The sequence below is a fragment of the Streptomyces sp. NPDC017993 genome (assembly GCF_044328065.1).
Lineage (GTDB): Bacteria > Actinomycetota > Actinomycetes > Streptomycetales > Streptomycetaceae > Streptomyces.
The window spans coordinates 177,964-204,060 of the sequence record NZ_JBIRGO010000002.1 but is presented as its reverse complement, the minus strand read 5'-3'; the positions used below and the strand labels follow the sequence as shown (position 1 = coordinate 204,060).

Below are 26,097 nucleotides of genomic sequence, written 5' to 3'. Positions count from 1 at the left end.
CGGCAGCCCGGCCGGGGAGTGCCGTCAGGCCGGTCGCGCCGCCGTGTCCAGTGCCCGGAGGACGTCGGCCACCAGGTCCGCCGGTTCCTCCACGCCGACCGAGAAGCGGATGAATCCCTCCGCGACGGCGTCACCGCCCCAGCGGCCGCGCCGTTCGGCGGTGGACCGCACACCGCCGAAGCTCGTCGCGTCGTCCACCAGCGTCAGCGCGGCCATGAAGCGTTCGGCATGCGCCTTGTCGGGCAGCGTGAACGACACCACACAGCCGAAGATCCCGGAGCGCATCTGCCGCAGGGCGAGTTGATGGGAGGGGTCGGACGGCAGCCCGGGGTGGCGTAGCCCGGTGACCTCGGGGCGGTCGGCCAGGGCCTGCGCGAGCGCCAAGGCGCCGGCCGCCTGCTGGCGTACGCGCAGCGCGAGGGTGGCGAGCGAGCGGTGCGCGAGCCAGCTCTCCATGGGGCCGGGGATCGCGCCGATCGTCTTGCGCCACAGCCGTACGGAATCGGCCAGCGCGGCGTCGCGCGTGCTGACGTAGCCCAGCAGCACGTCACCGTGGCCGGTCAGGGCCTTGGTGCCGCTGGCGACCGAGAGATCGGCGCCCAGCTCCAGGGGGCGCTGGCCGAGCGGGGTGGCGAGGGTGTTGTCGACCGCCACCAGGGCGCCCTGGGCGTGCGCGGCGTCGGCCAGCCGCCGGATGTCGCAGACGTCCAGGCCCGGGTTGGAGGGCGTCTCGATCCAGAGCAGCCGGGCGCCGTCCAGCGCATCGAGCTGCGCGTCGTGCGCGGTCGGCGCCGTGCGCACCTCGATGCCGTAGCTCTCCAGGCGGGCACGGACGGCAGGCAGCAGCTGGTAGCCGTCGTTGGGGAGCACCACCGCGTCCCCGGTGCGCAATTGCGAGAAGAGGGCGGCGCTGATCGCCGCCATACCCGAGGCGAAGACGATGCTCCGGGCGGGCTCACCGGGCGATTCGAGGTCGCTGATGGCCTGTTCCAGAAGGGTCCAGGTGGGGTTGGACTCGCGCCCGTACGTATACGGGCCGACGGCGTCGCCGGGAAGGTGGTAGTGGGCCGCGAAGACCGGCCCGGGGAGGGTCGGCTCGTAGGCCGCGGGCTCGGGAAGTCCCGCTCGTACGACGCGTGTGCCATCGCCCGTCATGCGCTCTCCTGCTTCTGGGAACTGCGGGTGCGCCCGGCGCCAAGGGGGCATCGGCATCATCGGCGTCACCGATGGCACGGGGACCGCGGGTGTTACGGGGTTTCAGGTGTTACGGGTATTGCGAGTATTTCGGTGGCGATGGGTCAGTTTGGTGGTCATGCGTGGTGGTTTGCCGGCAATGACGGGCAATTGGCATTGCCGGAGTCGTCGATCCCGGAGGTGCGTGACTCCGGGGCGTTCGCCGTGTCCGCCGTGACTGTCGAGCGGACCGCTTCCAGCAGACCGTCGCTCGCCGCCTCGACCATTTCCAGGCATTCCTCGAAGCCGGCGAACTCGCCGTAGTAAGGATCAGGAACATCCAGGTCTGTTGCCATTTCGCCCGATTCACCCGATCCTGCTGTGCTGTTCGACGCGCCTGCGGCCCCGTAGGAGCGCAGCAGTCGCACCTTGGCGGCGTCCCGTGCGGTGGGAGCCAGGCGACGCAGCGCGCGCAGATGACCGGAGTCGAGCGCGATCACCAGGTCGAGGTGGTCGAACCAGGCGGCCTGGAACTGCCTCGCCGTGTGTTCGTGCGCATAGCCGGCCGCGCGCAACACGGCAACGGTGCGCGGGTCGGCGCCGTCGCCCTCGTGCCAGCCCCCGGTGCCCGCACTGTCGACTTCCACCAGGCCGGCCAGCCCGTCTTCCGCGACCCGGGCGCGGAAGACGGACTCGGCCATCGGCGAACGGCAGATGTTGCCGGTGCAGACGAAGCAGACGCGGAAAGGAGCCTGCGGCTGGTCAGTCATTGTCGGGAAGGATCATGTGCATTGCCCAGGAAACTATCGAAATGATCACGCCGCCGAGCACCGCGGTCCAGAAGCCGTCCACACGGAAGGCGAGATCGGCTTTCTCGGCGAGCCAGGAAGTGAGCAGCAGCATCAGCGCGTTCACGACCAGAGTGATCAGGCCGAGCGTGAGGATGAAAAGCGGGAAGGAGAGCAGTTTCACCACGGGCTTGACGACAAAGTTGACCAGCCCGAAGATCAACGCGACCAGGACCAGTGTCAGGATCGTGCGACCGGTGTTGTTGCCGGTCAGCGTGATGTCCTTGAGCAGCCAGACCGCTACGGCGAGTGCCGCGGCGTTGGCGAGCGTCTTGACCAGAAAATTCTTCATGGTGAGATCGTCGCAGACGAGTCTGAATCATCGAGGGGTGCGAACGGCATGAAGGCTTTCAGACTGGAAGAACTGGAAGCGGAGCGGGCCGCGAATGACGGCGCGTATCTGCAGTTCCTCCGGGAACGCAACATGTCGGTCGGTCTGTACGCGCTGGACGCCGGCAGCACGGACCCGCAGCAGCCGCACGCCCAGGACGAGGTGTACCTCGTGGTCAGCGGCCGGGCGGCGATCACGGTCGGGATGGAGACGCAGTCGGTGGCGCGCGGCAGCGTGGTCTACGTGCCGGCCGGGGTGGCCCACAAGTTCCACCACATCAGCGAGGACCTCCGGGTGATGGTGGTCTTCTCTCCGCCCGAGAGCTGAGGGCCGGGCCCCACGACCCGTAGGGGAAGGGTCAGGGACGGGCCGGGGCTGCGAGGCCCCCACAGCGGCGGGCGGCGCCCTAGCATCGACGGTGAAGGGGGAACCGGAGACGCGACGCGGCGGACGCGCGGTACGTGAACGGTGCCATCCAGGCGACAGATCGACGCGACAGGTCGACGAGACAGACAGAAAGCAGGGCAGAGCAGTGGCTGGTAAGGGGATATTCGCAGGGCTTCCGTGGTGGGTCACCTGGGTCGTGGTGCCCGTCATCCTCATCGTCGTCTTCGGCGGACTGATCGCCTCCGCGGTCGGCTTCCTGATCGGCCTGCTGTTCAAGGTCCTGATCGCGGCAGCGCTGATCGCCGGAGTCATCTACCTCGTACGCCGATTCAGCGGCTCGTCCTCCTCGTCCTCCTCGTCCTCGTCGAAGAGCGAGTGGTAGAGCCCTCGTCCGACCCGCAGCACAGGCCGCGCCCGTTCCGATAGGCGCCGCCCGCCCCAGGCACGCCTGCCCCCCACGGGCCGCCCTCACCACGGCCCGCGCCCTCACCAACGGCGCCCCCACGTCCTCACCGAACGCCCCAACCCGTCACCCGGAGTGGGGCGTTCCGCGTTTTCCCCCGATGTCCTTCGCCGTTCACGAGGCGACCCTGCACCGCTCCGTCGTGTCACGGACGGTCAACAAGTGCGCCAGGCGAGTTAACTCGCAAGCCATTTGGCGTACGGCTCCGATCGGCCCGGCTAGAGTGCGAAGCGCAGGCGTCTTCCGGACGGTGAAGTTCCGGAAAATACCGGGAGCGGCGGCCGAAGGGGCGTCGCCGACGGGGCGCTGGGAGACGCGCGCGGCGCGGGAGAGGGTCCCGCGACGGGGCTCCGTGCCCCATGGGGACAGAACCTGGGGGCTGGCGTTGGCAATTGTGAACGGCGAATCCGCTTCTCACCCCACGCTGATCGGATCGGTGCAGCGCGCACTCCGTCTACTGGAGGCCGTGGGCGCGCACCCCGACGGAGCGCCCGCAAAGCAACTCGCCCGGGAGATCGGGCTTCCCCTCCCGACGACCTATCACCTGCTGCGGACCCTGACCCACGAGGGATATCTGCGCCGCGAGAACGGCGTCTTCGTGTTCGGGGAGGCGGCCGAGGCCATCGGCCAGGTCGGTGCCCGGCGCCGGCAGCGCGCCCATATCGCCGAGGCGCTGGCCCTCGCCGGACGGGAATTGGGCGCCGCCGTCTACTTCGCCGTCTACCGCGAGGGTGAAGTGGAGGTCGTGGCGGTGACCGATGAGCCGGGCCGGCCGCCGGTTGAGGAGTGGGTGGACTTCCGCACCACCGCACACGCACATGCGATCGGCCAGTGCCTGCTCGCGCAGTTGGACGAAAACTCCCGGAAGGAGCATTTGTCCCGATATCCGGTGCAGTCGATAACGCCATTTTCCGTGCGATCAGAGGACGATCTGCTGCACCGTTTGCATACGGTGCGTCGCGGCCAAGTCGCTTTCGAGCATCAGGAATATGCCCTGGGCACCGTCTGCGCGGCGATCCCCATCCAGGTCGGCGCTGCCGCTGCCGCCTTGGCTGTTTCCCTTCCCGTGGCCGAGCTGCATCGATTGCGTAACGTGACGAACCGACTACGGAAAATGGCGGAGGCGACACTAACGACACTCGCCTTCTCTATCAGTATCTGAAAACTCACTCCTTGTGATCTGCTTGCACGTGACAGACGATGGCGTCAATAGGGCTTCGGGGGACGATTCCCGGCCATCTCCGATCAAGTGCGGGGCAGTGGTTGATGACCGACACAGTTCAGGCAGAAGTGATCATGAGCTTCCTCGTCTCGGAGGAGCTCGCGTTCCGGATCCCGGTGGAGCTGGACTTCGACAGCGCCGATCCGTACGCCGTCCGGCTCACCTTCGATCTCCCCGGCGATGTGCCCGTGACATGGGCTTTCAGCCGCGAACTGCTTCTGGACGGGCTGAGCCGGCCGTCCGGTGAGGGCGATGTGCGCATCGAACCGTCCTCCGCGGAGCACCTCAGCGACATCTTCATCAGTCTCCAGGTCGGCGCCGAGAAGGCTCTGTTCCGGGTCAGCGCGCCCCCGCTGGTCGCCTTCCTGGACCGCACGGACCGGCTGGTACCGCTCGGCAAGGAAGAGGTCTTCGACACGCTGGAGGCCGTACTGGACCGGATCCTCACGGAGGCGCCGGCCGGCTGACCCCCGAAGGGCCGGCCCAGTCGGTCATGCCCCGCCGACCACGCCGACCGCACTTCCCCGGCGACCGGGCCGTGCCGGCCCTCTCACTGCTTTCGTCGCCTGCCCCGCGACCCGCGCCGTCCGGACCGGCCCCGCGCGGCGCTCTGCCGCGCCCCGAAGCCGTCGGCAGCCCCTGGCGCGGAGGAGCCGGCATCCGGTTCGGCGCCCGGTGCTGCCGCGCTGTGCCCCTTGCGGTCCGCGGAGACGACCATCGCCGCGAGCAGCGTCGTCAGCGGCACCGAGGCGACCAGCCCGATGCTGCCTACCAGCGTGCGCACGATCTCCTCCGCCACCACCTCGCTCGTGGCGACGGTCCCCACGTCGCTCTGTGCGATCGAGAACAGCAAAAGCAAAGGCAAGGCGGCGCCCGCGTAGGCCAGCACCAGGGTGTTGACGACGGACGCGATGTGATCCCGTCCGATGCGCATCGCCGCGCTGTAGAGCGTGCGCCAACCCGCCGACGGATTCGCCTCCTTCAGCTCCCAGACCGCGGCGGTCTGGGTCACCGTCACATCGTCGAGCACACCCAGCGAACCAATGATGATCCCCGCCAGCAGCAGGCCCCGGATCTCGATGTCCGGGTACAGGCCGTGCACCAGTCCGGTGGTGTCGTCGGTGTTGCCGGTCAGCAGTGCCCAGCCGATGAACACCGACCCGAGCAGGCCGATCAGCAGCAGTGAGGCGAGCGTCCCGAGCACTGCCACCGATGTTCTGGCCGTCAGCCCATGGCACATGTACAGCGCGATCAGCATGATCGCGCTGCCCCCGACCACCGCCACCACCAGCGGATTGGAGCCCTGCAGGATGGCCGGGAGGATGAACAGCGTCAGCACGCCGAAGCTCGCCAGCAGCGCCACCAGCGCGAGCACTCCGCGCAGGCGTCCCACGGCCACCACCGCGAGCGCGAAGATCCCGGCCAGCACCCACATCGGGAAGCTCCGGTCGACGTCGCTGACCGAGTACTGCAGGTCCTTGGGCGCGTTGGGGGAGTACGCGACCACCACGTCCTGCCCGGTCGTGTAGTGCCGCGAGGCGTCCGGCGTCACCACCGTCTGGAAGGTCCGCCCGGCGTTCTCGCCGGTGGTGACCTTGATCGTCACCTGGTCGCAGTCCTTGCCGGTCGTCGATCCTCCGCCCGGTTGCTGCCCCGGCGGTGGCGTGGGCTGCGGCTGCTGCTCGGCGTTGACATCGGCGCAGTTCACCTTGTCCACCTTGAGCACCGTCGCCTGCTCCGTGGGCTGGTCGAAGCCCACACCGGACGGCTTGTGCGCCGGTGCGCCGCCCGGCCAGAGCACGGCCAGACCGACGACCACCGCGGCGGCGAACGGGATCAGAACGGCCGCGATGACCTTCCGCAGATGGCGGGATACGGGCGCGGCAGGCGCGTGGCCGTGCGCGTGGCTATGCGTATGGGGCTCCTGGCTGCTCACCGCCCGATCATCGCAAGAACGCAGGGGCCCCCTGGCCACCACGCCACATCGGCCGCTACCGTGGTGGCACTTTGCAATCGCGGGAGCTCGGAGCACCGGGCTGAGAGGGCGCTGACCTCCGCGGGACGTCCGGCAGACGCCGGGACGCAACCCACGGAAGATCGCTGCGTCGACCGCCGAACCTGTTACCGGGTAATGCCGGCGTAGGGAGTTGGGTCTACATGACTCTGCAGGATGCACGCACGCCCGAAAACGGTGCCGGTGGCCTTTCCGGCGACGGCGCCGAGCCGACGATCGGCTGGCACAAGGGCTATGTCTCCGGTTCGCGGCCCGACCTTCGGGTCCCGGTCCGGAAGGTGCACCTCACCAACGGCAAGGACGTGACGCTCTACGACACGTCAGGGCCGTACACCGACCCCAATATCGAAACCGACGTCCGACGCGGCCTCGCGCCGCTGCGGGAGAACTGGATCATCGCCCGCGGTGACACCGAGGAGTACGCGGGCCGTCCGCTGCGGCCCGAGGACGACGGCCTCAAGCACACCTCGCCGCGCGGCGGCCTCAAGAACCTCGACGCGGTCTTCCCCGGCCGGCCCCGGCAGCCGCGCCGCGGCCGGGACGGCGCGGCGGTCACCCAGCTCGCGTACGCGCAGCGCGGCGAGATCACCGCGGAGATGGAGTACGTCGCCGTCCGCGAGAACGTCACGCCGGAGTTCGTCCGCGACGAGATCGCGGCCGGCCGTGCGGTGCTGCCGGTCAACATCAACCACCCGGAGATCGAGCCGATGATCATCGGCAAGAACTTCCTGGTGAAGGTGAACGCCAACATCGGCAACTCCGCCGTCACCTCCTCGATCGAGGAGGAGGTGGACAAGATGACCTGGGCTACCAAGTGGGGCGCCGACACGGTCATGGACCTGTCCACCGGCCGCAACATCCACACCACCCGCGAGTGGGTGCTGCGCAACTCCCCCGTCCCCATCGGCACCGTTCCCCTCTACCAGGCACTGGAGAAGGTCGACGGCAAGGCCGAGGAGCTGACCTGGGAGATCTACAAGGACACCGTCATCGAGCAGGCCGAACAGGGCGTCGACTACATGACGGTGCATGCCGGTGTGCTGCTCCGTTACGTGCCCCTCACGGCCCGCCGCAAGACCGGCATCGTCTCGCGCGGCGGATCGATCATGGCCGCCTGGTGCCTGGCGCACCACCAGGAGTCCTTCCTCTACACCCACTTCGAGGAACTCTGCGAGATCCTCGCCTCCTACGACGTCACCTACTCCCTCGGTGACGGCCTGCGTCCCGGCTCCATCGCGGACGCCAACGACGAGGCGCAGTTCGCCGAGCTGCGCACCCTCGGCGAGCTGAACACCATCGCCAAGCGGCACGGCGTCCAGACGATGATCGAAGGCCCGGGACACGTCCCGATGCACAAGATCAAGGAGAACATCGACCTCCAGCAGGAGATCTGCGAAGAGGCGCCGTTCTACACGCTCGGCCCGCTGACCACCGACATCGCGCCTGCCTACGACCACATCACCTCCGGTATCGGCGCCGCGATGATCGCCTGGTGGGGCACCGCGATGCTCTGCTACGTCACGCCCAAGGAGCACCTGGGCCTACCGGACCGCGACGACGTCAAGACCGGCGTCATCACCTACAAGATCGCGGCTCACGCGGCGGACCTCGCCAAGGGCCACCCCGGCGCCCAGGAATGGGACGACGCGCTGTCCGACGCCCGCTTCGAATTCCGCTGGGAGGACCAGTTCAACCTGGCCCTCGACCCGGACACCGCCCGGTCCTTCCACGACCAGACGCTGCCCGCGGAGCCGGCGAAGACGGCCCACTTCTGCTCGATGTGCGGCCCGAAGTTCTGCTCCATGAAGATTAGTAGAAGCATCACAGAGCAATTTGCCCCTGATCTCGCTGTGACCAGCGATGATGAGGTTCAAGCGGGGATGCTCGCCAAGTCGAAGGAGTTCGCGGCATCGGGCAACAGGGTCTACCTGCCTATTGCTGACTGATCTTCTGACGTCTCAGCGTCCCCGGGCATATGTGCTCGGGGACGCCTGAGTGAGGAGGCAGGCCCCTTCTCACCGTGATCGAGAGAACGACGGCGGCCACCGCGCCACGTGCCCGTCTGGCCGGGTCCTTCTGCGGACACTTGGTCCGCTGCGCTGTTACTTCTCGATCGTGATGTCGGCGAAGCTGATGAGGAAGGCGTCGGGGTCGTCGTCCTCGTCGAGGTGGTAACTGGCGCTGGCCCAGGCGTCGGTGAGGCGGATGCGGCGGGAGGCGGGGTTGGCGGGGTCTCCGGCGATGAGGACGACGTCCTGGTGGGTGTCGGTGTTCTCGACGTCCTCGACCCAGGTGGTGGTGGCCGGGTGGCGGACGTCGCCGCGGGTGAGGACCACGTTGCCCCACAGGGGTACGGGGGCGTTGGGGTTGGAGGTGAGGAAGGCGTCGATATCGAGGTCGTTGTTGATGAGGGTGAGCTTGGTGACGGAGTCGAGCGCTTCGGCGTGGTTGTTGCCGAGGTCGAGGTGGTATGCGGTCATGTTGGGGTCTCCTGGTGGCGTCGGCGGGTCAGTACAGCTCGGGGGAGGTACGGACGGGCATCCGCATTTTGAAGACCTTGCCGTCGCTCAGGAAGAAGATGACGCGGGCGTTGTCGCCCGGGGTGATCAGGTGAGTCGGCTTCTGGAACATGATGTGGTACTTGCCCGGTACGAGCGCGAACTCGCCCTTGGCGGGGATGGTGAACTTGTCGACCTTGACCATCTTCGAGCTCTCGCTGTCGACGACGGTCTGATAGATCGAGATGTCCTTGTAGTCGGGGCTCTTGATCTTGGTGACGTCGAAGCTCTGGTCGGAGGAGTTCTTCAGGGTGACGTAGCCGGCGGCGGGTAGAGCGTTCGGCAGCCAGCGGACCCAGTAGCTCTTCTCCGCAGGTGTGATGTCGGTGGATTTCGGCGTCATTGATGTGCTCCCTTTCGTGGGGTCCCTCGACCCCACCCGGTGAACACGCTATGCATTCGCCCGATCACGCAATAGGTTGTGCGCGGAAGATCATCCGATCCGGTGGCGAGCCCCTGCACCTACCGCAGGAATCGCCTTCAGAGACGTCCCAGCCCACCGACCGGCCAGGCAAGCTAGGCCGATCTCGTTGAACTGATGGATCACATGCCGCAGCGATTCCTCGTTCGCCCGCATAGTTGGGCGATCCCCGGACTCAGCCTCCGCCGATCGCGGCCAGCGGCCCTTACGCTCACCCGCATCCGAGCGGTCCTGGCGCCATGCACCGCCAACCCGGCAAACGTTGCCGGTCAAAGCACTATGGCGTCAGCCTCGTGCGTGCTCAAGGTTGACGTCAGACCGTCAGCCCAAGGACTTGTCGATGGCCTCGAAGATGTCGGAGTCGGTTTCCTTCTGCCAGTCCGGCAGCTCGGGCCAGTCGGCGACGTAGCCGGGCTTCGGGTCCTCGAAGTGCTTGAACATTTGGGCTGTCCAGCACGTCGCGACGAACCGGCCCTTTTGCTCGCGTGTCAGTCTCGACGCGTGGCCCGCGCTCACTTCGAGAAACTGTCGGACCTGCTCGTATACGGCAGCCGCAGCCTGGCGTTCCCAGTCGGGGGTGTCCTCCCAGGGAGTGACATAGCCGGCCTTCGGCTCGCCGGGGAAGTGCTCGCGTACGCCAGCGATCCACGTTTCCCGGAACAGCCGGGCGCCCTCGGTCTGTGACATGTTCTACCCCTCTCCTCGCACAGTGCTCAGTGCGTCGATCTCGGCTCCCAGCTCGGCCACGCGCCCATCGCGGACCAAGGGGCCAAATTCGGCTCGCAGGTCCCGGAGTCTACGGGCGACGTAGCCGGAGGAAGATTCCCTGGCGAGTTGTACGGCCTGGCCGCCGAACGTGACTACTTGCTCAAGGTCACGCCGCTTTGCTCCGATCGCAGCGAGGTCGGTAAGCACGGCGCCTCGGCGTCGGAACGACTGGCCTTCAGCGAGGGCTTCTTGCTTAAGGGCGCTCTGCAGAGCCTTCTCGGCGAGGTCGAGCCGTCCAAGCTGCACGTAGCGCGCCCCGCGGTCCTCTGCTAGCCGCGATCCGTCAAAGCGCAACCACCCGCCGTTGTGGCCTGGGCCAGCAAGCTCCTGCACCTTGTCTGCTTCGTCTAGAGCGCGTTCGCAGCCATTCAAGTCGCCAAGGCCGGCATGGGCCACGGCCTGTACAGAGGCGACCCAGTGGCGTGTCGACAGGGAGCTATCGCCGCGCTTGGCGACCCTCTCGGCGGCCGACAGAATTCCGGCGGCTTCTCTATACCGGTGCTCGTACACATCGACGTATGCATGCCGGACGAGTGCGCATGCCCAGAGGTCGAACGACCCTGAGTCTTTGCTAGCTGATGCGGCGAGTGTGTAGGACGCTGCTGCGTCTGCGTAGCGGTTGTTGTCGAAGGCCAGTTCTCCGGCTAGCTGGAAGAGGTCGCCGGCAGCTCCGCAGAGAACCTGGACCTCTGAGGGTGAGCGTCCATGCATCGACTCGTTGAGGGCTGCCAACTGCTCACGAACGATGGGGTACACAGACCTCTTTGCGCGAGCGAGCTGGTAGACCTGCCAGAGGTGGCTGTTCATGCGCAGGAAGTCAGTGGAGGCGCCTCGGCGCACTGCCTCGCTGTTCGCGTCGGCTTCGTCATCGGGTAGCGCGGCAAGAGCACCGGTTATGGCAATCGCACGCAGGAATTCGCGTCGGATCATGTCGTCGGTGTCCCCTGAACCGTTGTGAGCCCTTGGCGCCGACCCTGCGGGCTCCTGGGGGGTGGCTTGTGGCTGGGCCACCAGGGCGTCAAGTTCGGCGAGGTCGACTTGCAGTATCTCGGCCAGCTTCGGTCGTAACGGCGGCTGAGGTGCGGTCTTTCCGTTCTCCCAGCGGCCGACCGTCGTGCGGTCAACGCCGAGGGCATGCGCAAACGACTCCTGACTGTAGCCCAGGACTTTTCGCCGTTCAGCAAGACCCATGCTGGGCCCCTTCCCGCTTTCATCGCCTGCTAGGCGGGGGTGCACCACGGTGCATCTGATGTGCATCAAGACTGCCTCATGGATGCTGTGGAGAGCTCCAACTCATCGCGGTTCCCTTGACGGTGTCAGCTACATGGGACTGGTCGACGCCATCAAGGGGTGCAGCCATGGGAACGCAGAGCCTGGGATCGAGTGAGCGTGAGCAAGCCCCGGTTCGCTTGGACAACCTCCTCAAGGAAGCTACCGAGCGCTCGGCAAATGTTGATGAGGTCAAGACCGCCATCGTCCGGGCGCTCCCCGAGTTTTCGGCGTTGCCTCCGTACGCAGAGCTGTGTGAGTTGCATCAGGTACTGCTGAAGCACATTGAGGTGCTGAGGCCGCTGGCGGCGGCTCGGATTGACGGTCTGAACCATGGCACGGCGGCGTGGTACGGGAAGCGGGCCAAGCTGGACTCGGTTCCGTACGAGGTGTGTCGGGGGCTGGGCTCTGGGTTGCAGTCGGCCGCGTCGCAGGTGCAGCGTCTCGGCTACACCTTGCGGTTCCTCCTGGAGAACTCCGGTGCTCAGGGGGCGGACGGATGAGCGGCCGGCATGCGCTTCCGAAGCCGACAGTTGACGGTGTGCTGTCCGTTGTCTGGGGTCTCGGCTCCCTCGCTACCTTCGGCCTGCTGGGCGTGCAGATCGCAGACACATCCGTCCAGGCCGCCCCTGTCCCTGTCTCTCAGCCGGGCGCGGAGCCGTTCGAAACGCAGTCGGACGGTATCGGGCCCAGTGGGGAGGTCCGCTGATGCGCTGGGACTGGACGGTGCCCCGTCAGAGTGTCCGCGCGGTGCTGGATCCCACTCGGCCGTTGGATGGGCGCCTACGGGCAAAGCTGCGGGCCCATGCGGCGGTGCTGGTGCCGATCGTGAGGGCTCGTCCTTGTGCCTGCGCTTGTGAGGGTGTGGCCCTGGCCGTGAAGGAGCTCACCGAAGCTCTGTACGGCTATACCGACTTGCCCATGGTGGCGATGGCTCAGAACGTGCGCATCCTGCTGGATGCGGTGGACCCGGACGGAGGTGTGCCGTGATCGGCCGTCATCACTGGTCACAGGGCCCTACCTCGACACATGGCGCTTGGGCGTCTCTCCACTGAGGACTCCGCAGCATCCTCTAGCCCCCGGCGGCCGGGCGGTGAACCCTCCCTTCTCCCGCCCGGCCGCCGGGTCACCAAACTCCGCTGTCCGCCCTCTGGCATCCCGCGCTCGTAGGGGCAGGTCGGCGGCCACGGTGTCTGCCCGAACGCCCTGGCAATCGGCCGGGCAGGCAATGCGCCGGTCCCTCACCCCCGAGAGGGGCCGGCGCCCCACCCGACTCCCTTTGGCCTGATCGAAAGGAACGCGGCATGACCATAGCCACGCCGCCCAAGGCGTTGAGCATCGCTGAGTGGTCCCGGACCAGCCGTGACGTACGGGTGGGGGCTTGATGGTGAGGCCGAATGTTCCGGTCGACTTCCTGCCGCTGGCGCGGGGGTTCACTGCCGGTGAGGTCGAGGCGGCGACATCCCTGGTGTGCCGGACCGCGCGGGACCGCAGCGATTGCCTCGACTTGCTTGACGCCTTGGGACTGCTGCGCTCGGCGCTGGAGGGCCTGCATGAGGAGGGGAGATTTGCCGGTGGGCAGAACGAGGAACAAGGGAGCGCGGATGGCGAGGGAGAGGCAAGTGGCTGAGTGCCCCATTCGTAAGCCGTCGATGGTGCCGTATGTCGCTTCATGGTCTGGTGAAGTGGCGGGATTCGAAGATGAGTTGGTGGTTCAGCTTGGGCGAGGTGAGCCAAGGCTGGGCTACAGGAATGAGTGTCCGGAAGACCGTGCCGGCAGCGGTGACGTGTTGTGGGGGCGGATCGAGGAGGCACGCGGTGTGGGCCGGCCGCAGTTCGACAGCATGCATCCGGGGCGCCAGTACATCGCCATGTATGCGATGAAGTGCCAGGTGTGTGGGGGCCCGGCGTCCAAGAACAAGGACGGTTGGTTGTTCCTGGACTGGCGTAAGCCCCAGGACCCGCCGACCTGGCCGGAGCGATCCTTGACGGCCATGCCGCCGTTGTGCGATGCCCATGTCCGCTTGTCCATGGAGGAATGCCCGCACCTCAGGAGCACGGAGGTCCTCGTGCTCAGGGTGTGGACGCCTCGCCTGTGGGGCGTCTCCGGCACGCCCTACACGCTGACCGCCGACGGTTGGAGGACGCACGAGCATGATTCGCTCTTGCCCTTCGGTGACCCGAATCTCCGAGGGTTGCTTGCCTCGCGCCTCTACCGCGAACTGCGCAACGTGACCGTTGTCGGCGGTGGACTTGCTGACTGATCCGGCCTCGCCGGAGATGCCGGCCTGACGACAACTGAGACCGGACCGCCCCCTGAGCCTGGAAGCACGCGGGCGGTCCGGTCGGAGAGTTCCTCTTCAGAACCCTGGTGCCGATGGTACCGGGGCTGTTGTCGTGCGCACGTTCGGGCGGCTTCGCCTCTGTTGGGTGGCGAGAGGGAGTGGTGAGGCTGTTCGGACTGGTGAGGCGGCGGGGTGGACGGGCGGTAGGGGTTGGTGGGTTGTTCCGCCTGAGCCACGGAAAGTCAGCCACGATGCGCTCGCGCTGTGGGAAGCACCCGTCACGTGTGCCACGCACGCCCGATCCGGCCTGCGCCACGCTGCTCTGTTTTGGATTGGCCCGGGAACTGCGGGGCATCACCGCGGATTCGGCGCGGCCTGGTTGCTGGTCGCGTGCGCCTGGTCGTGGTGCCTGCGTGGATCGCGTCGTGGTGTCGGCCTGGTGGTGCTGCTTCGGGCTGGTCGGGTTGCTTCGCGGGGTCTGTCGGAATGCTCGCTGTCCTTGCGCGCTGAGCTGCCGGGGGCTGCCGGAGCGGGGCGGTAGACAGGAGCGTCGGCGGCCTTCGGCCGCCAGCGCGCGCGGCCCGCGTAGCGGGCCGCCTTGATCCAGTAAAGAAACTTTGAACAGCTCGGCTGCCGCTCCTCCTTGGCCGCTTCTGCGAAGCGTTCCGTCGCTGCTACCTCGCCCATGCCGCCAGCACCCCTGATTGCCCTGGATTGAGCTGATTCATGCGGGTCTGTCTGGCAGATCGTCAAAATCTATCCACAGGCATTCCGGAAGAGAGTTCCTACATGCCGACTTCCAGCGAGCGCGGTTCGAGTTGTCCGCGACTCCCTGCACAAGATGCGTGTGCTCCCGGCCGGTTGCCGCACGGGTTGTGCGCTGCGCGCTGCCCGTTCCGGGCTCCGCTCCTCGCTCTGCCGGCCGCCGAAACGTTGTCCACAGATGGAGGTGTCCGCCTTCCGTGAAGGGATTGCCCGCAGCGGTGTTCGTGCCAAGGAAGACGGAATCGAGGGAGGGTGATCCAGGTCACTTTTTCGGGGCGGTGTCACATCCGGCGCTTTTTCGATCCCCTTTCTCTGTATGTAGCCCCGGAGAACTGCGCGGGAAGCGGCGCAACATAGCCGACGATCACCGGCTGGCCCAACCGGCGAATCTCCGGACCATGAATCTCGCTTCGGACGACACCTCGAACGGAGAGGACTAGCTGCTGTGACTTGCGCCACACATGTCACATGGGGCCTGTTTTCCGCACTTGGTCCTAGTGAGGACAAAGAAGGGAGCGGCGAGTGCGGCCGATGGCTTGGCCTTACGAGGAGGTGTCCGACAGCGGTGATGTGCTGGTCAGAGAGGGGCCGGAGCGGCGCGGGATGCCGGACTGGGGAAATCCGGGACCGGTTGGTGTGGTGAGGATCGGCCGGGGTGCCTGCTCGCGTGTGGGCCCGAGGAAGTGGAGGAGTGCGCCATGTACGCGGGGAGCGGTGCGTGCAGAAGGGTTCCGCCGTGCGGGACATGGGTGCGGATTGCTTCCCGCATGACGGGTTTCCGCAAGGGTGCCGGCCGCTGGGCGGGAAATGCCGCTGGGGCTGTTGTGCGCGGCCTGCAAGGTGGTGCCAGATGCGAGGCCGAGCGCCGGTGTGTGGTGAGCGGGACTGTGCTTACCAGGGCTTCCGGGGGCTTACCACGGCGCTTACCAGGGCGGTTGTGCCGTTTCCGTTACCTCACAGGGCGGATTCGGTGAGCGGGGCGGTAAGGGCATGGGCGCTAACTGGGGTGGAGACGAAATGACAGGCGAGACGGGGATGTGCGCGGTGAACGAGACGGATCTGAAGCTGCTGGCCGAGATAGCCCAGACGGCTGCGCAGTTGAATCGGGAGATGACGCAGGTGCGGGAGCGTGCCGGTCGGGTCAGCGAGCGTCTTTCCGCTCTAGCTGATCGACCTTGTCCTCAAGAGTCGCGACGTGCTGCTTGAGAGCTGCGACTTCCGCTGCCACCTGGTTCAACTGCTCCAAGGTCTGCGCCAGGGCGTCGGTCACGGGAGAGGAGGCCGCCTCATTGCCGGAGGCGGCCTGCTCCTTGGCTGCGCTGTACCAGGCGGGCGCGGTGTGCTCGATCTTGAACTCGCCGGTTTGGTCCGTGCCGGGGGCGCTGACGTAGGTGCCGCGATTGGGGACGGAGTAGACCAGCCCCTCATCCCGCAGCACCCGTAGCGCGCTGTGGACGGTGGCGTTCGCGATGCCGAGTTCCGTGCGCAGCTCCCGTGAGGAGGGGAGCCGGTCACCAGGCTTCAGCTTCCCTTCCTGGATCTGCTTGCGCAGCTTGCCGGCCGCCAGCTGGTACGGCGGCAACGGGTGGTCTGTCGGCATGCTCATACCGCGAGAGTAGCCCGCTCTAGACCGGTCTGGACAGCCTGCAGTACTCCGGGACCGCCGCGCCTGCCGTGATCCAGCCACGGCAAGCGGCCGCGCTTCCCTCCCACCCTCGGCCCCACCATCCACCGCCCGAACGGGCACCCTCAGATAAAAAGTGCTCTGGATCGCTCTGATTCGTTCTTGACTGCTCTAGAGCGTTCGAGGTGCTACTTGTGTCACGCCAGCCGCACGGTGCGGCCGGCGAACGAAAGGGAGAAACAGATGGCTCGCACGAGCATCCGCGTCGGACTGCTGCCCGAGACCCAGCTCATGGCTGGTGCTCTGCCGGTGGCGAAGTGGACGGACCAGGAGAAGGGCGAGCGCGCCGTTGACCGTGAGACCGGCTCCCCGCTGTACACGGTGATGATCTTCCTGATGGAGGGTGAGCGCGCTGAGGCGCTGAAGGTCACCGTTCCGCAGTCGGGTCTGCCCGACGGTCTCAAGCCCGGTATGCCGGTCAAGACCGTGGACCTGGTCGCCAACCCCTGGGCCAACCTGTTCAACGGTCAGGTGTCCTCGGGCGTGGCCTACCGCGCCGCCGCTCTGGTGCTGGATCAGGCGCCGGAGCCGGGCGAGTGAGGGACTTCATTCCGGGCTGGGATCGGGCTTATCCGGTCCCAGCCCCCACCCCCGACCCCCGTTTCAGTGAAGAGCTGATCAACCAGGTAGCTGCCTTGCTGGTCGCCCATGGCTACCCGTCGCTGTCCCACGTCTTCGAGTGGGGCGAGCTTGAAATGGCCCTGTGGGGCTTCCTCTACGAAGAACGGAAGTAGCCATGACAGTGAACGAACTCGCCACCTACGCCCCGGTGGTGGCGGTGCTGGTGCTGACCGTCTTCACGGTCATAGCCGCCGTGTGGCTGGGCCGCTACATCGCAGCCGACAGCATGATGCGGGCCAGCATGCGTCAGGCGATCCGTGTGCGGCGGAGCTGGAAGCGCTTCGCGCAGATGGCCGGACTGTCCGTCACGGACAAGATGCCCACCGCTCTGGCCGCCTTTACCGCCGACGCCGACAAGCCGCCCAAGCCGCGGGTGCTCACTCCGGCATTGAAGGTCAAGCCGGACCGGTTCGGGGTCGTGGCGCGGGCGAACTGCCTGCCCAAGGTCAGCCTGGAGCAGTTCCAAAAGGCCGCGCCGTTCCTCGCTGATGCCTGGCGCTGCGTGCGTGTCTCTGTCTTGCCGGACGGGCCTGGGCAGGTCGTCATCCGTGGCGTACGTGTCGATCCGTTGACCACCCCAACCGAGCATGTCCCTACCGGTGAGGTGCCGGAGGAACTGGCGACGTGGCATCTAGGGGTGGATGAGTACGCCCAGCCGGTGACGGTGGCGCTGAGCAATGTGCCCGGGGTGACGGTGGCCGGCCTGCCCGGCTACGGCAAGACCTCGCTGATCAACCGGTTCATCTGCGACTGCGCACCCGCGCCGCAGATCCAGTTCGCGGTAGCGGACGGCAAGGTATCGGCCGCCTATGAGGGCGACTACGCCGATCTGATGCACCGGCTGTTCGACTTCGTTGGCGACGACTTGGAAGCGGCTAACGAGCTGTTCAAGCGGCTTGTGCAGCTGCGCCGCGACCGCTCGGCCAGTATCAAGGCAGTCCTGGGCGTGAAGAACATGTGGCAGGTCGGCCCCTCGGCGAACTGGCCGCTCACGGTGCTGATCATCGATGAGGCGCACACCTACTTCCGTGACTACAAGGGCGGCGACGCCGAGACCAAGAAGCTGGCCGGCCTGGCTGCGGAGAACGCCCGGCTCGTGGAGGACCTGGTCAAGAAGGGTCGCAGCGTCGGCATCGTGGTCATCCTCGCCACCCAGAAGAGCACCGGAGACGCGATCCCGACGTTCATTCGGGACGTGTGCCCGGTGGGCCTGAGCTTCGCCCAGAAGACCGCCGAAGCCTCCGTTGCCGCCCTGGGCGACGACATCCGCAACTGGCCCGACGCCAACCCGGTCAACCTGCAAGACCCCGCCTACGTCGGCGTCGCCTCCATGGCCTTGCAGGGACGCCCCGGCTTCACCCGCCTGCGCACTCCGCTCGTGGACGACGCACACGCCGCGTCGATCGCAACCAACACCGCCCACCTGACCCGTAACCCGGCAGACCTCCTGAACGCACAGCTCCCCGGCAGCGCAATCAAGAGGGCCATGCTCACCAAGACCCCCTGATCGGACAGCACTTGGAAGGAGGTGAACCCTGATGTCTGAGGACCGGATCACCCAGCGCACCGTGACCGTGATTATGGCCGTCATCGCTGCCCTGGCGTTCGTCTTCTCCTTCGGCAACGTCTGGTCCCTGGCCCTGCGCCTGGGCGTCCCCCGCCCCGTCGCACCGCTGATCGCCCCCATGGTGGATCTGTCGGTGGTCGGTCTCCTGGTCGCCCTGCGCTACCTCTCCCTGCGCGGCATCCAGGCCGAACAGATGAAATCCGCCTCCCGGCTGATGCACCTGTCCGGACTGCTGACCCTGGCCCTCAACATCGCCGAACCCCTCATCGCCCACCACTGGGGCCGCGCCGCTGTGGACGCGGTAGCACCCCTGCTCCTCCTCGGCTGGGGAGCAGTCGGTCCCCAGCTCCTGCGCCACTTCCACACCGTGACACAGCCGGCCCCGGCCCCGGCTTCCGCCGCCACCACCCCGGCCCCGGCCCCGGTTAGCGAACCGGCTCCGGCTCCGGAACCTGCGGACATGGCTCCGGCCCCTGTGCCCGAGCCGACTCCCGCCCCGGCCCCGGCCCCGGCTCCGGTCGTGGCTGCGGCAAGAGCGGTAGAGGACCCTGTGGCTTCGGCTCCGGTGCCTGCTCCGCTGCTGGAGGAAGCGCGCAAGATCGCGGCATCCCACCAGGCCGAGCACAGCGAGCCCATCACGGCCGCCCAGCTCAAAGCCCGACTCGGCGTTGGCCTCCCGCTGGCCGCCGCTGCACACCAGGCGCTGACCGCCTGACCCTCTGCCGGCCTCCCGGCAACTTCCCCCGCCCTGCCCTACCGGGCTCGGTTCGCCATGCCCCGAGCAGCACCACACCCCTGTCCGGTGCTGCTCGGGGCCCCCTTCCCAAAGGAAAGGACAGCCCCATGCCCCGCATGCTCGACCTGCGCCACGTGAAGAGCCTCGCCGTGCGGGACCTGATCGAACTGGCCAACCTCGACGACTTCGACCGCGTCACCGAACAGGTGGACCGCGTTGCCGGATGCACCCGGCCCGTCAACCTCGTCGGCCACACCACCACCCTTGATGCCGCCACCCGTACCGTCCTGCGCTCCTACAGCACCGCTGATGAACCGACCGGCCGCCTCCTGACCACCTGCGGCAACCGCCGCGCCTCGCGCTGCCCGTCCTGCTCCCGCGTCTACGCCGCCGACACCTACCACCTGATCAAAGCCGGCCTTTCCGGCGGCAAGACCGTCCCTGAAACCGTCCGCACCCACCCCCGCGTCTTCGCCACCCTCACCGCCCCCTCCTTCGGCCCCGTCCACAACATCCGCGCCAACAAGCCCCGCTGCGCATGCGGCACCCAACACGACAAAGACGCACCGGAGTTGGGCACGCCCCTGCGCCCGTCCAGCTACGACTACACGGGCGCCGTGCTCTGGAACGCCCACGCAGGTGCCCTGTGGGCACGGACCACCACCTACATCCGCCGCGCCCTGGCCGCCTACCTCAACATGACGCAAAAGGCCCTGAACGCCGCCTTGCGTATCTCCTTCGCCAAGGTCGCCGAATACCAACAGCGCGGCCTCGTCCACTTCCACGCTGTGATCCGCCTTGACGGCCCCGAAGGCAGCACCGAGCCCCCGCCCCCTTGGGCCACCATCGACGCCCTCAAGGCTGCGATCGAGAACGCCACAGTCACCAATGCAGCCGATGAGACCGCCAACAAGGACACGCGCGCCCGTCTCACCGTGGCTTCCGACCACACTGGAGACCGCGAAATCCGCTGGGGTGACCGCCTCGATGTCCGCGAGATCACTGCACTTGGGGACGGCGAACTCACTGACAAGGCCGTCGCGGGCTACGTCGCCAAGTACGCCACCAAAAGCGCCGAAGACTCCGGCACCGTAGACCGCTCCCTCATCTGCGCCCCCTGCGGCGGACGTGGCTACCGGGGCCCCGACGGATTGCCGGACCTGTGCGCCGACTGCGACGGCACCGGACAGGCCGAACCCCTCCCGAACCTCCGCGTACAGCGCCACGTCCGCCAGATGATCCGCACCGCCTGGGCACTCGGACACCTCCCAGAATTCGCGGACCTCAAGCTCTGGAAATGGGCGCACATGCTCGGATTCCGCGGCCACTTCTCCACCAAATCCCGCCGCTACTCCACCACCCTCGGCGCCCTACGCGACGTACGAAAAGCCTGGCGCACCGCACAAGCCCACACCGAGGCCGGCCAAGACCAGCCCGAGGGAAGCACCACTCTCCTCACCGAATCCTCCTGGGCCTACCTCACCTCCGGCTACCGCCCCGGCGAAGAACTCCTGGCAGCCCAGACACGCCACGACATCCACCAAGCCCGACAAGCCGCCGACCGCACCAAGACTGAAGGAGAGCTGTGGCAGTGACTAGCACGACCGAAACCCGCACGCCTTCGATGACGTGCGATGAAGCCGCTGTGGACGCCTGGATTGAACGCTGCCTGCGCGATGCTCCACCACTCGGTGACGCTCAGCTTCGCCGCATGGGGGAAATCCTTGGCGTGGTCCTTACTCGGAAGACCGCCACACTGGCCTGAGCTGGTCAACGTCGAACGGCTTCCGGCCCTTGCCGCTAGGCGTAGCAATGATCGCGTGCAGCACGCCCTTGATCATTTCTCGCTTCTGGGTGAGTGTCTTCCCGTTCCACTCCACGTCAACATCGACTGTCGCGGCTTCGGCTGCGGCCACCGTGGCGAGGTGCTTTGCATGGTCGGCTCGCAACTCCTTCACCATCGAATCAAGGGCGGGGAGGTTGCGGAAGAACGTCTCATCATCGATCTGTCCGGACTGCCAACGCTGCTCAAGGGCGTTCCGCCTCGCCGTGGCGGCGTTCAACTCTTCACCCCGAGTCCAGTCGGGTACCTCCTGAGCGGCGGCGGCGGCGTCCTGCTTGAGCTTGGCCCGGACTAGTTTCTCTGTGTGCTTGTCGGTCTCATCGCCACGCTTGTACGTCTTGTTGCAACCGCCGTCCACAGTCTTCTTGCACATGTATGCGTGCTTGTAGCTCAGCCAGTCGTTGGCCTTGATGCCGATCATCTTGTTGTTGCAGATGACTCCGTCATCGCTCACGCTGCCGCATCGCAGAATCCCGGTGAGCAGGTACTTGTGAACAAGACCGCCACGCGGCTGACCGCTGCCCCGGCCTCGCTTCCGGATGGTCGCAACGACGGCGAACCACTCCTTGGGGGTGATGATCGGTGCCCATTCGCCCACGATGGGCTGCCCGTCCTCATCACGAACCAGCTCGTCCTTGATCGCGCGATACGCGCAGAGCCGCGGGTTGAGTAGCACCTGTTTCACAGTCTGGTACTGAAACAGGTTGCCCCTGCTGGTGATGAACTTGGCTTCCTTCCAGCGTGTGGTGATCTCGCTGATGGAAGCGCCGGCCAGGAGGTCGCGCACGGCATCGCGGATCGCCTCCGCCTCGTCCGGGCGAAGGCTGATCTTGTCGTCGTCCCAGCCGAACGGGCGCCATGCCGCTACCGACTGCCCGCGAATCGCGCGGTTGTGGTGGCTGGTCCGGCTGCGCCGTTGCTTTTTCCGGGTCTCGGCGAGGGACATGGCGACGCCCACCAAGCCCTTGACCTCGAACCCCTCGGCGTAGAGGTCCTGGGGCCCGTTGGAGTCGAAATAGACGCGGTCGGGGTGCGATGTGAAGGCACGGAGATACCGTTCCCAGTCGCCGGGCCTCCGGTACAAGCGGTCATCGTTGATCGCCATGACACCGTGGACGGGGTAGCCCTCCGGGGTCCGGCCCGCCGTCAGATCTACGAGCATCTGCTCGAAGTCGTCGCGGACGACTTCTTCTTTGCTCGCGCTCTTGTCGTTGTCCGTGTACCGGTACACGACGAGCCAATCAAATGCCTTGGCCTTGGCACTCAGCTCACGGTGCTGATCTTCGATGCCGTGCGCGTCCTTGGCTCGTCCGTCGAAGGAGATGCGCGCGTAGCAGACGACGCACTTCATGGCTGGGTTGGCTGCCAGCATGGCCTGGACGTCCGCCACGGTTGGTAGGTCGGCTGGCGTACCTCGCAGCCTGGTAACTACCTCGTCCCTTGCGGCCATTGATCCCCCTCGCGTCGCTGCCCCTGTCTCGTCGGGCAATCTAGCATGTGGGTATTTTGTTGAAGTTCTGCTCGATGAAGATCTCCCAGGACATCCGCCGCGAACACGGTGGCGACCTGGCGATCGACCCGGAGGCCGGGATGGCCGAGAAGTCCAAGGAGTTCGCGGCGGCGGGCAATCGCGTCTACCTGCCGCTCGCGGACTGATCGCCGGGATCTGACCGACTCACACCGAGGGGCCCTGATGGAGTCGGGGCCCCTCGGGGTTTGCAACGGTCGTGGGTGCGCTGCGGCGGGGGCAGCTCCGCGCGGAGGGAGACACGACGCGACGCCAGGCAATCGTGTTGCCCACGAGGCCCGAAGTAACGAAAGAGGCAAGGCTGCCCCGTACTTGATCACTCTGTCTAACCTCCCAGGCATGGGAGGAATCGACTTGGCCAACGGAGTGGTCGGCGCCGTCTTGGGCATGGTGTTCGCAACTCTGTTCCAACAGCCCCTGCAAGATGCCTGGTTCAAGGTTCGCAGGCGCTCGTCGAGTGCGGTTCGGAGCCTTCGGTTTCGAGAGGAGCCCAGCCGCGCGTGGACGACCTTCTCGCTGGGGCCGCTCCACACCTCGGCCTTGATTGTGGAGGGGGACGGCGAGTCCACGATCGTTGGCGAGGCTATGCACATCCAGGTGCTGGACGATGAGATAGCGCTGCCCTCCGAGATGGCCGGCTGGCGTGACGAGATCGAGGCCGAGAGCACACAGCTCCGGGCAGAGGGCCGGACGCCGGTGTGGAACGGCTCTCGTTATGCCGTCGAGTCCTTCGACGTCTCCAGGACTGCCCTCGACGAACAGCCGGAAGTCCACTTGCGGCTGCGCCCGACGGATTACTACACGTTCCTCGCGGCCCAGCAGCTCGACCGCCGACTGCCCGATGGCACCACACCGCGGTCCCGCTACCTCGATCCGGACAAGCCGCTCATGGCGCCGGCCTTCCTGCAGTGCAGCTTCGCGGTCAACGTTGCCGTGGTGACAGCCGATGACATGGTGGTTGTCAGTCAGCGAAGCGATCGCGTGCGTATGGCACCCGGAGTATGGAACTCCTCCGTGAATGAGGGGCTGTCCCGGCACATCGACTCATCCGGCAGGAACGCACCGGACCTGTACGCGGTTGCACGCCGTGGCATGCGGGAGGAGCTGTCGCTGGAGCCGCACGAGTACTCCCTGGCCCTCTTGGCCTTCGTGCTGGATGTCGACAGACGCCACTGGAGTGCCCACTTCTCCGCGAAGTTGCATGACCTGTCCCGCGACGGACTTCAGGCACGCATGAGCAGAGGCGTCGCCGACAGATGGGAGCACCAAACGGTCGACTACGTTCCGTTTCGCTCTGCGGAGGTGGCCAAGTATCTGCTGCGTCCGGACCGAATCCACCGGTGGGCTCCACTGGCCCCGGCGCTGTTTCACCTGGCGCTGGTTCACACCCACGGGCGTGCCTCGGTGGAACGAGCAGAGGCACAAGCTGTTCGGCGTCTTTGAGGATGGCCTGGCGCCCTCACCCGCCAAGGGCGATACGAGACGAACGAGCGCCGCACCGGAGGCTTCCGCTTCCGTGGCGGCGCTGGCTCGTGGCTGCCTACGGCGCGTTCCGAAGGGCGTTGAGCACGGTGTCCTCGGCGGAGTGGAACTCCGGATAGACCTTCTCCGGGTCGGTGTGGAGCCGGTAGCTCCAGACAGCGGCGTAGATCCCGAGCGTGACGAGGGACAGGAGGAGGTGCAGACCGAAGCTGCGATTCAGCGCCGGTACGGGTTCGAAGGTGATCGGATACCGCACGATTCCGAGCTTCTTCCAGATGACGCTGAGTTTGTCGTCGACATCCTGCTCGGTGAGCTGGATCTGCCACCAGAAACGCATCAGCCGGTAGGTCGCGATGAACCCGTAGACGCCGAGTGTGATCAAGCTCAGGAAGAGCGACAGTCCCGCCCTCAGCGGTTGGTGCTCGTCCGCGAAGCGCGCTTTGACGAAGTGCTCCAGATCGTGCAGGTCATCGTGCGTGGCATCGGACATGCCGCGCTCCTCGGCGTACTGCTTCGACGAATCGATGACGGCGCCGTAGTAGTGAAGGCGACGGTCTCTGAAGAGGTCCGAGCGCTCCAGCCGGCGGTAGAAGATCACGAGGGGGTAGATGCCCAGAGTGATCCACGACAGGAGGAAGAAGTAGATGGCCCAGCCGACAAAGATCTGGTCGGTGGCGCGCCTCTCGTGCACGTAGCGGTCCACTTGCTGAACGGATTGCACCTGCTGAACGGATTCCGCTTGCTGAACGGAATCCGCTAGCTGCGCTGATGGAGCGGGCTGCACTCGTTGAGCTTGTCGCACTGACTGCGCTGCATGCGCTGCTTTTTGCATGGGGACCCCCAGTCGACCCCGAAGAATTCCGGGTGCGATCTTCTTCACGGGAGACGCGGCGGATCACGCCGACGGCGGCCAATGCCGTCGATCACACCTTGCCTCTCCAGCGTAGGCCCGAATTGACATTAAAGCGCCGTATGTTGCCCGTCAGTTGGAGGTTTGGCGGTCAAGTTCCCTTTGGCCCGCTGTGTGGGAAAATGGGCATGCGTGCCACCGCAGTTGTGTCCAGGGAATGCGGCCACCGCTGTGACGTCGCCACGGCGGAGAACGGGCAGATCGTCAGCCACCGCCGCTACTTCGATCAGGACGAATTCCTGAGGAAGTTGGGCCTGCTGCCCAGGGCGGTCGGGCGTATTGCGTCCCCGTGCCCGGTCGTTCACTCGGGGGCGTGGTCGGAGCCGCCGTATTCGGGGCTGGTGAAGCCCGGGCTGGAGTGGCGGGGGCGAGAGGCCGAGCCGTTGTCGGGGCTGGTGAAGTCGGGGCGGGAGTAGCCCAGGGTGGGGATGCGGCTCTTGGGCTCGGAGTGGGGCCGGGGGACGTAATGGGCGGGGTCGCGGTCCGGTCCGCCCGGTGCGGTGTCGGTGAGTGCCTCGCGGAGGAACGGCAGCAGGCCGCGCTCCAGGAGGACGCGCCGCCACTCGTCGTGTGCGCGGTGGAGTTCTTCGTCCGCGCCCTCTCTCGCGTCCTGCGCGGACGAGGAACCGTTGCGCAGGGCCGTGACGACGAGGCATCCCATGGCGACCAGGGCGCCCGCGGCGGTGAGCGCCGCGAAGATCCAGCCGACGCTGATCAGTGGCCGCGCCGCGGCCGGGTCCGGGCCGAAGGCGCGCAGGACGTAGCCGATGAGGAGGAAGAGGATGGCGGCGATACCGGCGAGGACCGGTGCGAGGACGGCGACCATGGCGGCCAGTCCCGCGCCGGCCGTTTCGGGGGCCTCGATCACGGCCGTGGCCGGAACGTGCTCCTGCCCGGACGCCGCGTCGTCCTCCTCCCGGTCGTCCGCCGCGACAGTCGGCGCTGTGGACGGGGCCGCCCGCAATGCGGTGCGGAGTTCCACATAGCGCTGGTATTCGGCCGTCGCGCAGGCGGCGATGGCGCTCGTGGCGCTCAGGGCCATCGTGCGCAGCTGTTCGGTGTTGAGGGCGTCGGCCGCGCCGGAAGCGAGGTGGTCCGGGCGGTATTCGGCGGTACGCAGTGCGTCATCAAGGATCCGCGCGAATTCCTCGCGGTCCTCATTCAGCAGGTGCGAAGCGCTGTTCATGTGCATCCCCCGATGCTCCGTAGGGCCGTACGAGCC

General features: G+C 66.8%; 26 protein-coding genes and 1 riboswitch. Of the genes, 14 read left to right on the top strand and 12 right to left on the bottom strand.

The window, feature by feature from the left end; all coding sequences use genetic code 11:
* Positions 1-24: 24 nt before the first annotated feature.
* The 3 genes from ACH4FH_RS03960 to ACH4FH_RS03950 form a co-directional block, all read right to left on the bottom strand.
* Positions 25-1,155, bottom strand: a complete 1,131-nt coding sequence (locus tag ACH4FH_RS03960; RefSeq protein WP_398554144.1) for a cystathionine gamma-lyase — start codon at positions 1,153-1,155, stop codon at positions 25-27.
* Between the two features lie 155 nt (positions 1,156-1,310).
* Positions 1,311-1,943 carry a low molecular weight protein-tyrosine-phosphatase gene (locus ACH4FH_RS03955; RefSeq protein ID WP_398554143.1) on the bottom strand — a complete coding sequence of 211 codons (633 nt, stop codon included), beginning with the start codon at positions 1,941-1,943 and terminating at the stop codon, positions 1,311-1,313.
* Positions 1,936-2,313, bottom strand: coding sequence for a phage holin family protein (locus ACH4FH_RS03950; protein WP_398554142.1), 378 nt, complete (start codon positions 2,311-2,313; stop codon positions 1,936-1,938). The genes ACH4FH_RS03955 and ACH4FH_RS03950 overlap by 8 nt, the downstream gene beginning before the upstream one ends.
* Before the next feature lie 48 nt (positions 2,314-2,361).
* Between ACH4FH_RS03950 and ACH4FH_RS03945 the strand changes: the two genes are divergently transcribed.
* The 4 genes from ACH4FH_RS03945 to ACH4FH_RS03930 all read left to right on the top strand — a co-directional run bounded on the left by ACH4FH_RS03945 (position 2,362) and on the right by ACH4FH_RS03930 (position 4,891).
* A complete protein-coding gene (locus ACH4FH_RS03945; protein WP_393893003.1) occupies positions 2,362-2,679 on the top strand; it encodes a cupin domain-containing protein in 318 nt (105 codons plus the stop codon).
* A 205-nt stretch (positions 2,680-2,884) separates the two neighbouring features.
* The gene (locus tag ACH4FH_RS03940) at positions 2,885-3,121 is read left to right on the top strand and encodes a DUF5326 family protein (RefSeq protein WP_398554141.1); all 237 of its coding nucleotides are present in this window, start codon (positions 2,885-2,887) and stop codon (positions 3,119-3,121) included.
* 472 nt (positions 3,122-3,593) lie between these two features.
* Positions 3,594-4,364: an IclR family transcriptional regulator gene (locus ACH4FH_RS03935; protein ID WP_398554399.1), complete on the top strand. Its 771-nt coding sequence runs from the start codon at positions 3,594-3,596 to the stop codon at positions 4,362-4,364.
* Between the two features lie 104 nt (positions 4,365-4,468).
* Positions 4,469-4,891, top strand: a complete 423-nt coding sequence (locus tag ACH4FH_RS03930; RefSeq protein ID WP_398554140.1) for an SsgA family sporulation/cell division regulator — start codon at positions 4,469-4,471, stop codon at positions 4,889-4,891.
* A gap of 83 nt (positions 4,892-4,974) precedes the next feature.
* Here ACH4FH_RS03930 and ACH4FH_RS03925 read toward each other — a convergent pair whose 3' ends face one another.
* Positions 4,975-6,360, bottom strand: coding sequence for a YibE/F family protein (locus ACH4FH_RS03925; protein WP_398554139.1), 1,386 nt, complete (start codon positions 6,358-6,360; stop codon positions 4,975-4,977).
* Between the two features lie 69 nt (positions 6,361-6,429).
* A riboswitch (TPP riboswitch) is annotated at positions 6,430-6,587 on the top strand.
* On the opposite strand from ACH4FH_RS03925, the gene thiC reads away from it, so the two are divergent.
* Positions 6,582-8,384 (top strand): phosphomethylpyrimidine synthase ThiC, encoded by a 1,803-nt coding sequence (thiC, locus tag ACH4FH_RS03920; RefSeq protein WP_398554138.1) that lies wholly within the window; start codon positions 6,582-6,584, stop codon positions 8,382-8,384. Its footprint overlaps the riboswitch before it by 6 nt.
* Positions 8,385-8,540: 156 nt before the next feature.
* On the opposite strand, the gene ACH4FH_RS03915 is transcribed toward thiC, so the two are convergent.
* The 4 genes from ACH4FH_RS03915 to ACH4FH_RS03900 all read right to left on the bottom strand — a co-directional run bounded on the left by ACH4FH_RS03915 (position 8,541) and on the right by ACH4FH_RS03900 (position 11,376).
* Positions 8,541-8,918, bottom strand: coding sequence for a hypothetical protein (locus ACH4FH_RS03915; RefSeq protein ID WP_398554137.1), 378 nt, complete (start codon positions 8,916-8,918; stop codon positions 8,541-8,543).
* A 28-nt stretch (positions 8,919-8,946) separates the two neighbouring features.
* The gene (locus ACH4FH_RS03910) at positions 8,947-9,339 is read right to left on the bottom strand and encodes a copper chaperone PCu(A)C (RefSeq protein WP_398554136.1); all 393 of its coding nucleotides are present in this window, start codon (positions 9,337-9,339) and stop codon (positions 8,947-8,949) included.
* Positions 9,340-9,738: 399 nt separating this feature from the next.
* Positions 9,739-10,104, bottom strand: a complete 366-nt coding sequence (locus tag ACH4FH_RS03905; RefSeq protein ID WP_398554135.1) for a hypothetical protein — start codon at positions 10,102-10,104, stop codon at positions 9,739-9,741.
* 3 nt (positions 10,105-10,107) lie between these two features.
* A complete protein-coding gene (locus tag ACH4FH_RS03900; protein ID WP_398554134.1) occupies positions 10,108-11,376 on the bottom strand; it encodes a helix-turn-helix transcriptional regulator in 1,269 nt (422 codons plus the stop codon).
* A gap of 167 nt (positions 11,377-11,543) precedes the next feature.
* On the opposite strand from ACH4FH_RS03900, the gene ACH4FH_RS03895 reads away from it, so the two are divergent.
* From ACH4FH_RS03895 to ACH4FH_RS03885, 3 genes are all read left to right on the top strand, one after another.
* Positions 11,544-11,957, top strand: a complete 414-nt coding sequence (locus ACH4FH_RS03895) for a DUF6415 family natural product biosynthesis protein (RefSeq protein ID WP_398554133.1) — start codon at positions 11,544-11,546, stop codon at positions 11,955-11,957.
* Positions 11,958-12,838: 881 nt separating this feature from the next.
* A complete protein-coding gene (locus tag ACH4FH_RS03890; RefSeq protein WP_398554132.1) occupies positions 12,839-13,084 on the top strand; it encodes a hypothetical protein in 246 nt (81 codons plus the stop codon).
* Positions 13,077-13,718, top strand: a complete 642-nt coding sequence (locus tag ACH4FH_RS03885; protein WP_398554131.1) for a hypothetical protein — start codon at positions 13,077-13,079, stop codon at positions 13,716-13,718. The genes ACH4FH_RS03890 and ACH4FH_RS03885 overlap by 8 nt, the downstream gene beginning before the upstream one ends.
* A gap of 1,927 nt (positions 13,719-15,645) precedes the next feature.
* Here the strand turns inward: ACH4FH_RS03885 and ACH4FH_RS03880 are convergent.
* Complete coding sequence (locus tag ACH4FH_RS03880; protein ID WP_398554130.1) at positions 15,646-16,110, bottom strand: GntR family transcriptional regulator; 465 nt, start codon at positions 16,108-16,110, stop codon at positions 15,646-15,648.
* 261 nt (positions 16,111-16,371) lie between these two features.
* Here ACH4FH_RS03880 and ACH4FH_RS03875 point away from each other — a divergent pair, with 261 nt between their 5' ends.
* The 4 genes from ACH4FH_RS03875 to ACH4FH_RS03860 all read left to right on the top strand — a co-directional run bounded on the left by ACH4FH_RS03875 (position 16,372) and on the right by ACH4FH_RS03860 (position 20,707).
* Positions 16,372-16,728 carry a hypothetical protein gene (locus ACH4FH_RS03875; RefSeq protein ID WP_398554129.1) on the top strand — a complete coding sequence of 119 codons (357 nt, stop codon included), beginning with the start codon at positions 16,372-16,374 and terminating at the stop codon, positions 16,726-16,728.
* Positions 16,729-16,960: 232 nt separating this feature from the next.
* Positions 16,961-18,316 (top strand): FtsK/SpoIIIE domain-containing protein, encoded by a 1,356-nt coding sequence (locus ACH4FH_RS03870; protein ID WP_398554128.1) that lies wholly within the window; start codon positions 16,961-16,963, stop codon positions 18,314-18,316.
* 31 nt (positions 18,317-18,347) lie between these two features.
* Complete coding sequence (locus tag ACH4FH_RS03865; protein WP_398554127.1) at positions 18,348-19,091, top strand: DUF2637 domain-containing protein; 744 nt, start codon at positions 18,348-18,350, stop codon at positions 19,089-19,091.
* A 128-nt stretch (positions 19,092-19,219) separates the two neighbouring features.
* Positions 19,220-20,707: a replication initiator gene (locus tag ACH4FH_RS03860; RefSeq protein WP_398554126.1), complete on the top strand. Its 1,488-nt coding sequence runs from the start codon at positions 19,220-19,222 to the stop codon at positions 20,705-20,707.
* Positions 20,708-20,848: 141 nt separating this feature from the next.
* Here ACH4FH_RS03860 and ACH4FH_RS03855 read toward each other — a convergent pair whose 3' ends face one another.
* Positions 20,849-22,345, bottom strand: a complete 1,497-nt coding sequence (locus ACH4FH_RS03855) for a recombinase family protein (protein WP_398554125.1) — start codon at positions 22,343-22,345, stop codon at positions 20,849-20,851.
* A 107-nt stretch (positions 22,346-22,452) separates the two neighbouring features.
* On the opposite strand from ACH4FH_RS03855, the gene ACH4FH_RS03850 reads away from it, so the two are divergent.
* Both ACH4FH_RS03850 and ACH4FH_RS03845 read left to right on the top strand, forming a co-directional pair.
* Positions 22,453-22,611, top strand: coding sequence for a hypothetical protein (locus ACH4FH_RS03850; RefSeq protein WP_398554421.1), 159 nt, complete (start codon positions 22,453-22,455; stop codon positions 22,609-22,611).
* A 211-nt stretch (positions 22,612-22,822) separates the two neighbouring features.
* On the top strand, positions 22,823-23,926 hold the full coding sequence (locus ACH4FH_RS03845; protein ID WP_398554124.1) for a hypothetical protein: 1,104 nt from the start codon (positions 22,823-22,825) through the stop codon (positions 23,924-23,926).
* A gap of 97 nt (positions 23,927-24,023) precedes the next feature.
* Here ACH4FH_RS03845 and ACH4FH_RS03840 read toward each other — a convergent pair whose 3' ends face one another.
* Both ACH4FH_RS03840 and ACH4FH_RS03835 read right to left on the bottom strand, forming a co-directional pair.
* Positions 24,024-24,656: a DUF4234 domain-containing protein gene (locus ACH4FH_RS03840; RefSeq protein ID WP_398554123.1), complete on the bottom strand. Its 633-nt coding sequence runs from the start codon at positions 24,654-24,656 to the stop codon at positions 24,024-24,026.
* 520 nt (positions 24,657-25,176) lie between these two features.
* Positions 25,177-26,067, bottom strand: a complete 891-nt coding sequence (locus ACH4FH_RS03835) for a hypothetical protein (RefSeq protein WP_398554122.1) — start codon at positions 26,065-26,067, stop codon at positions 25,177-25,179.
* Positions 26,068-26,097: the final 30 nt, after the last annotated feature.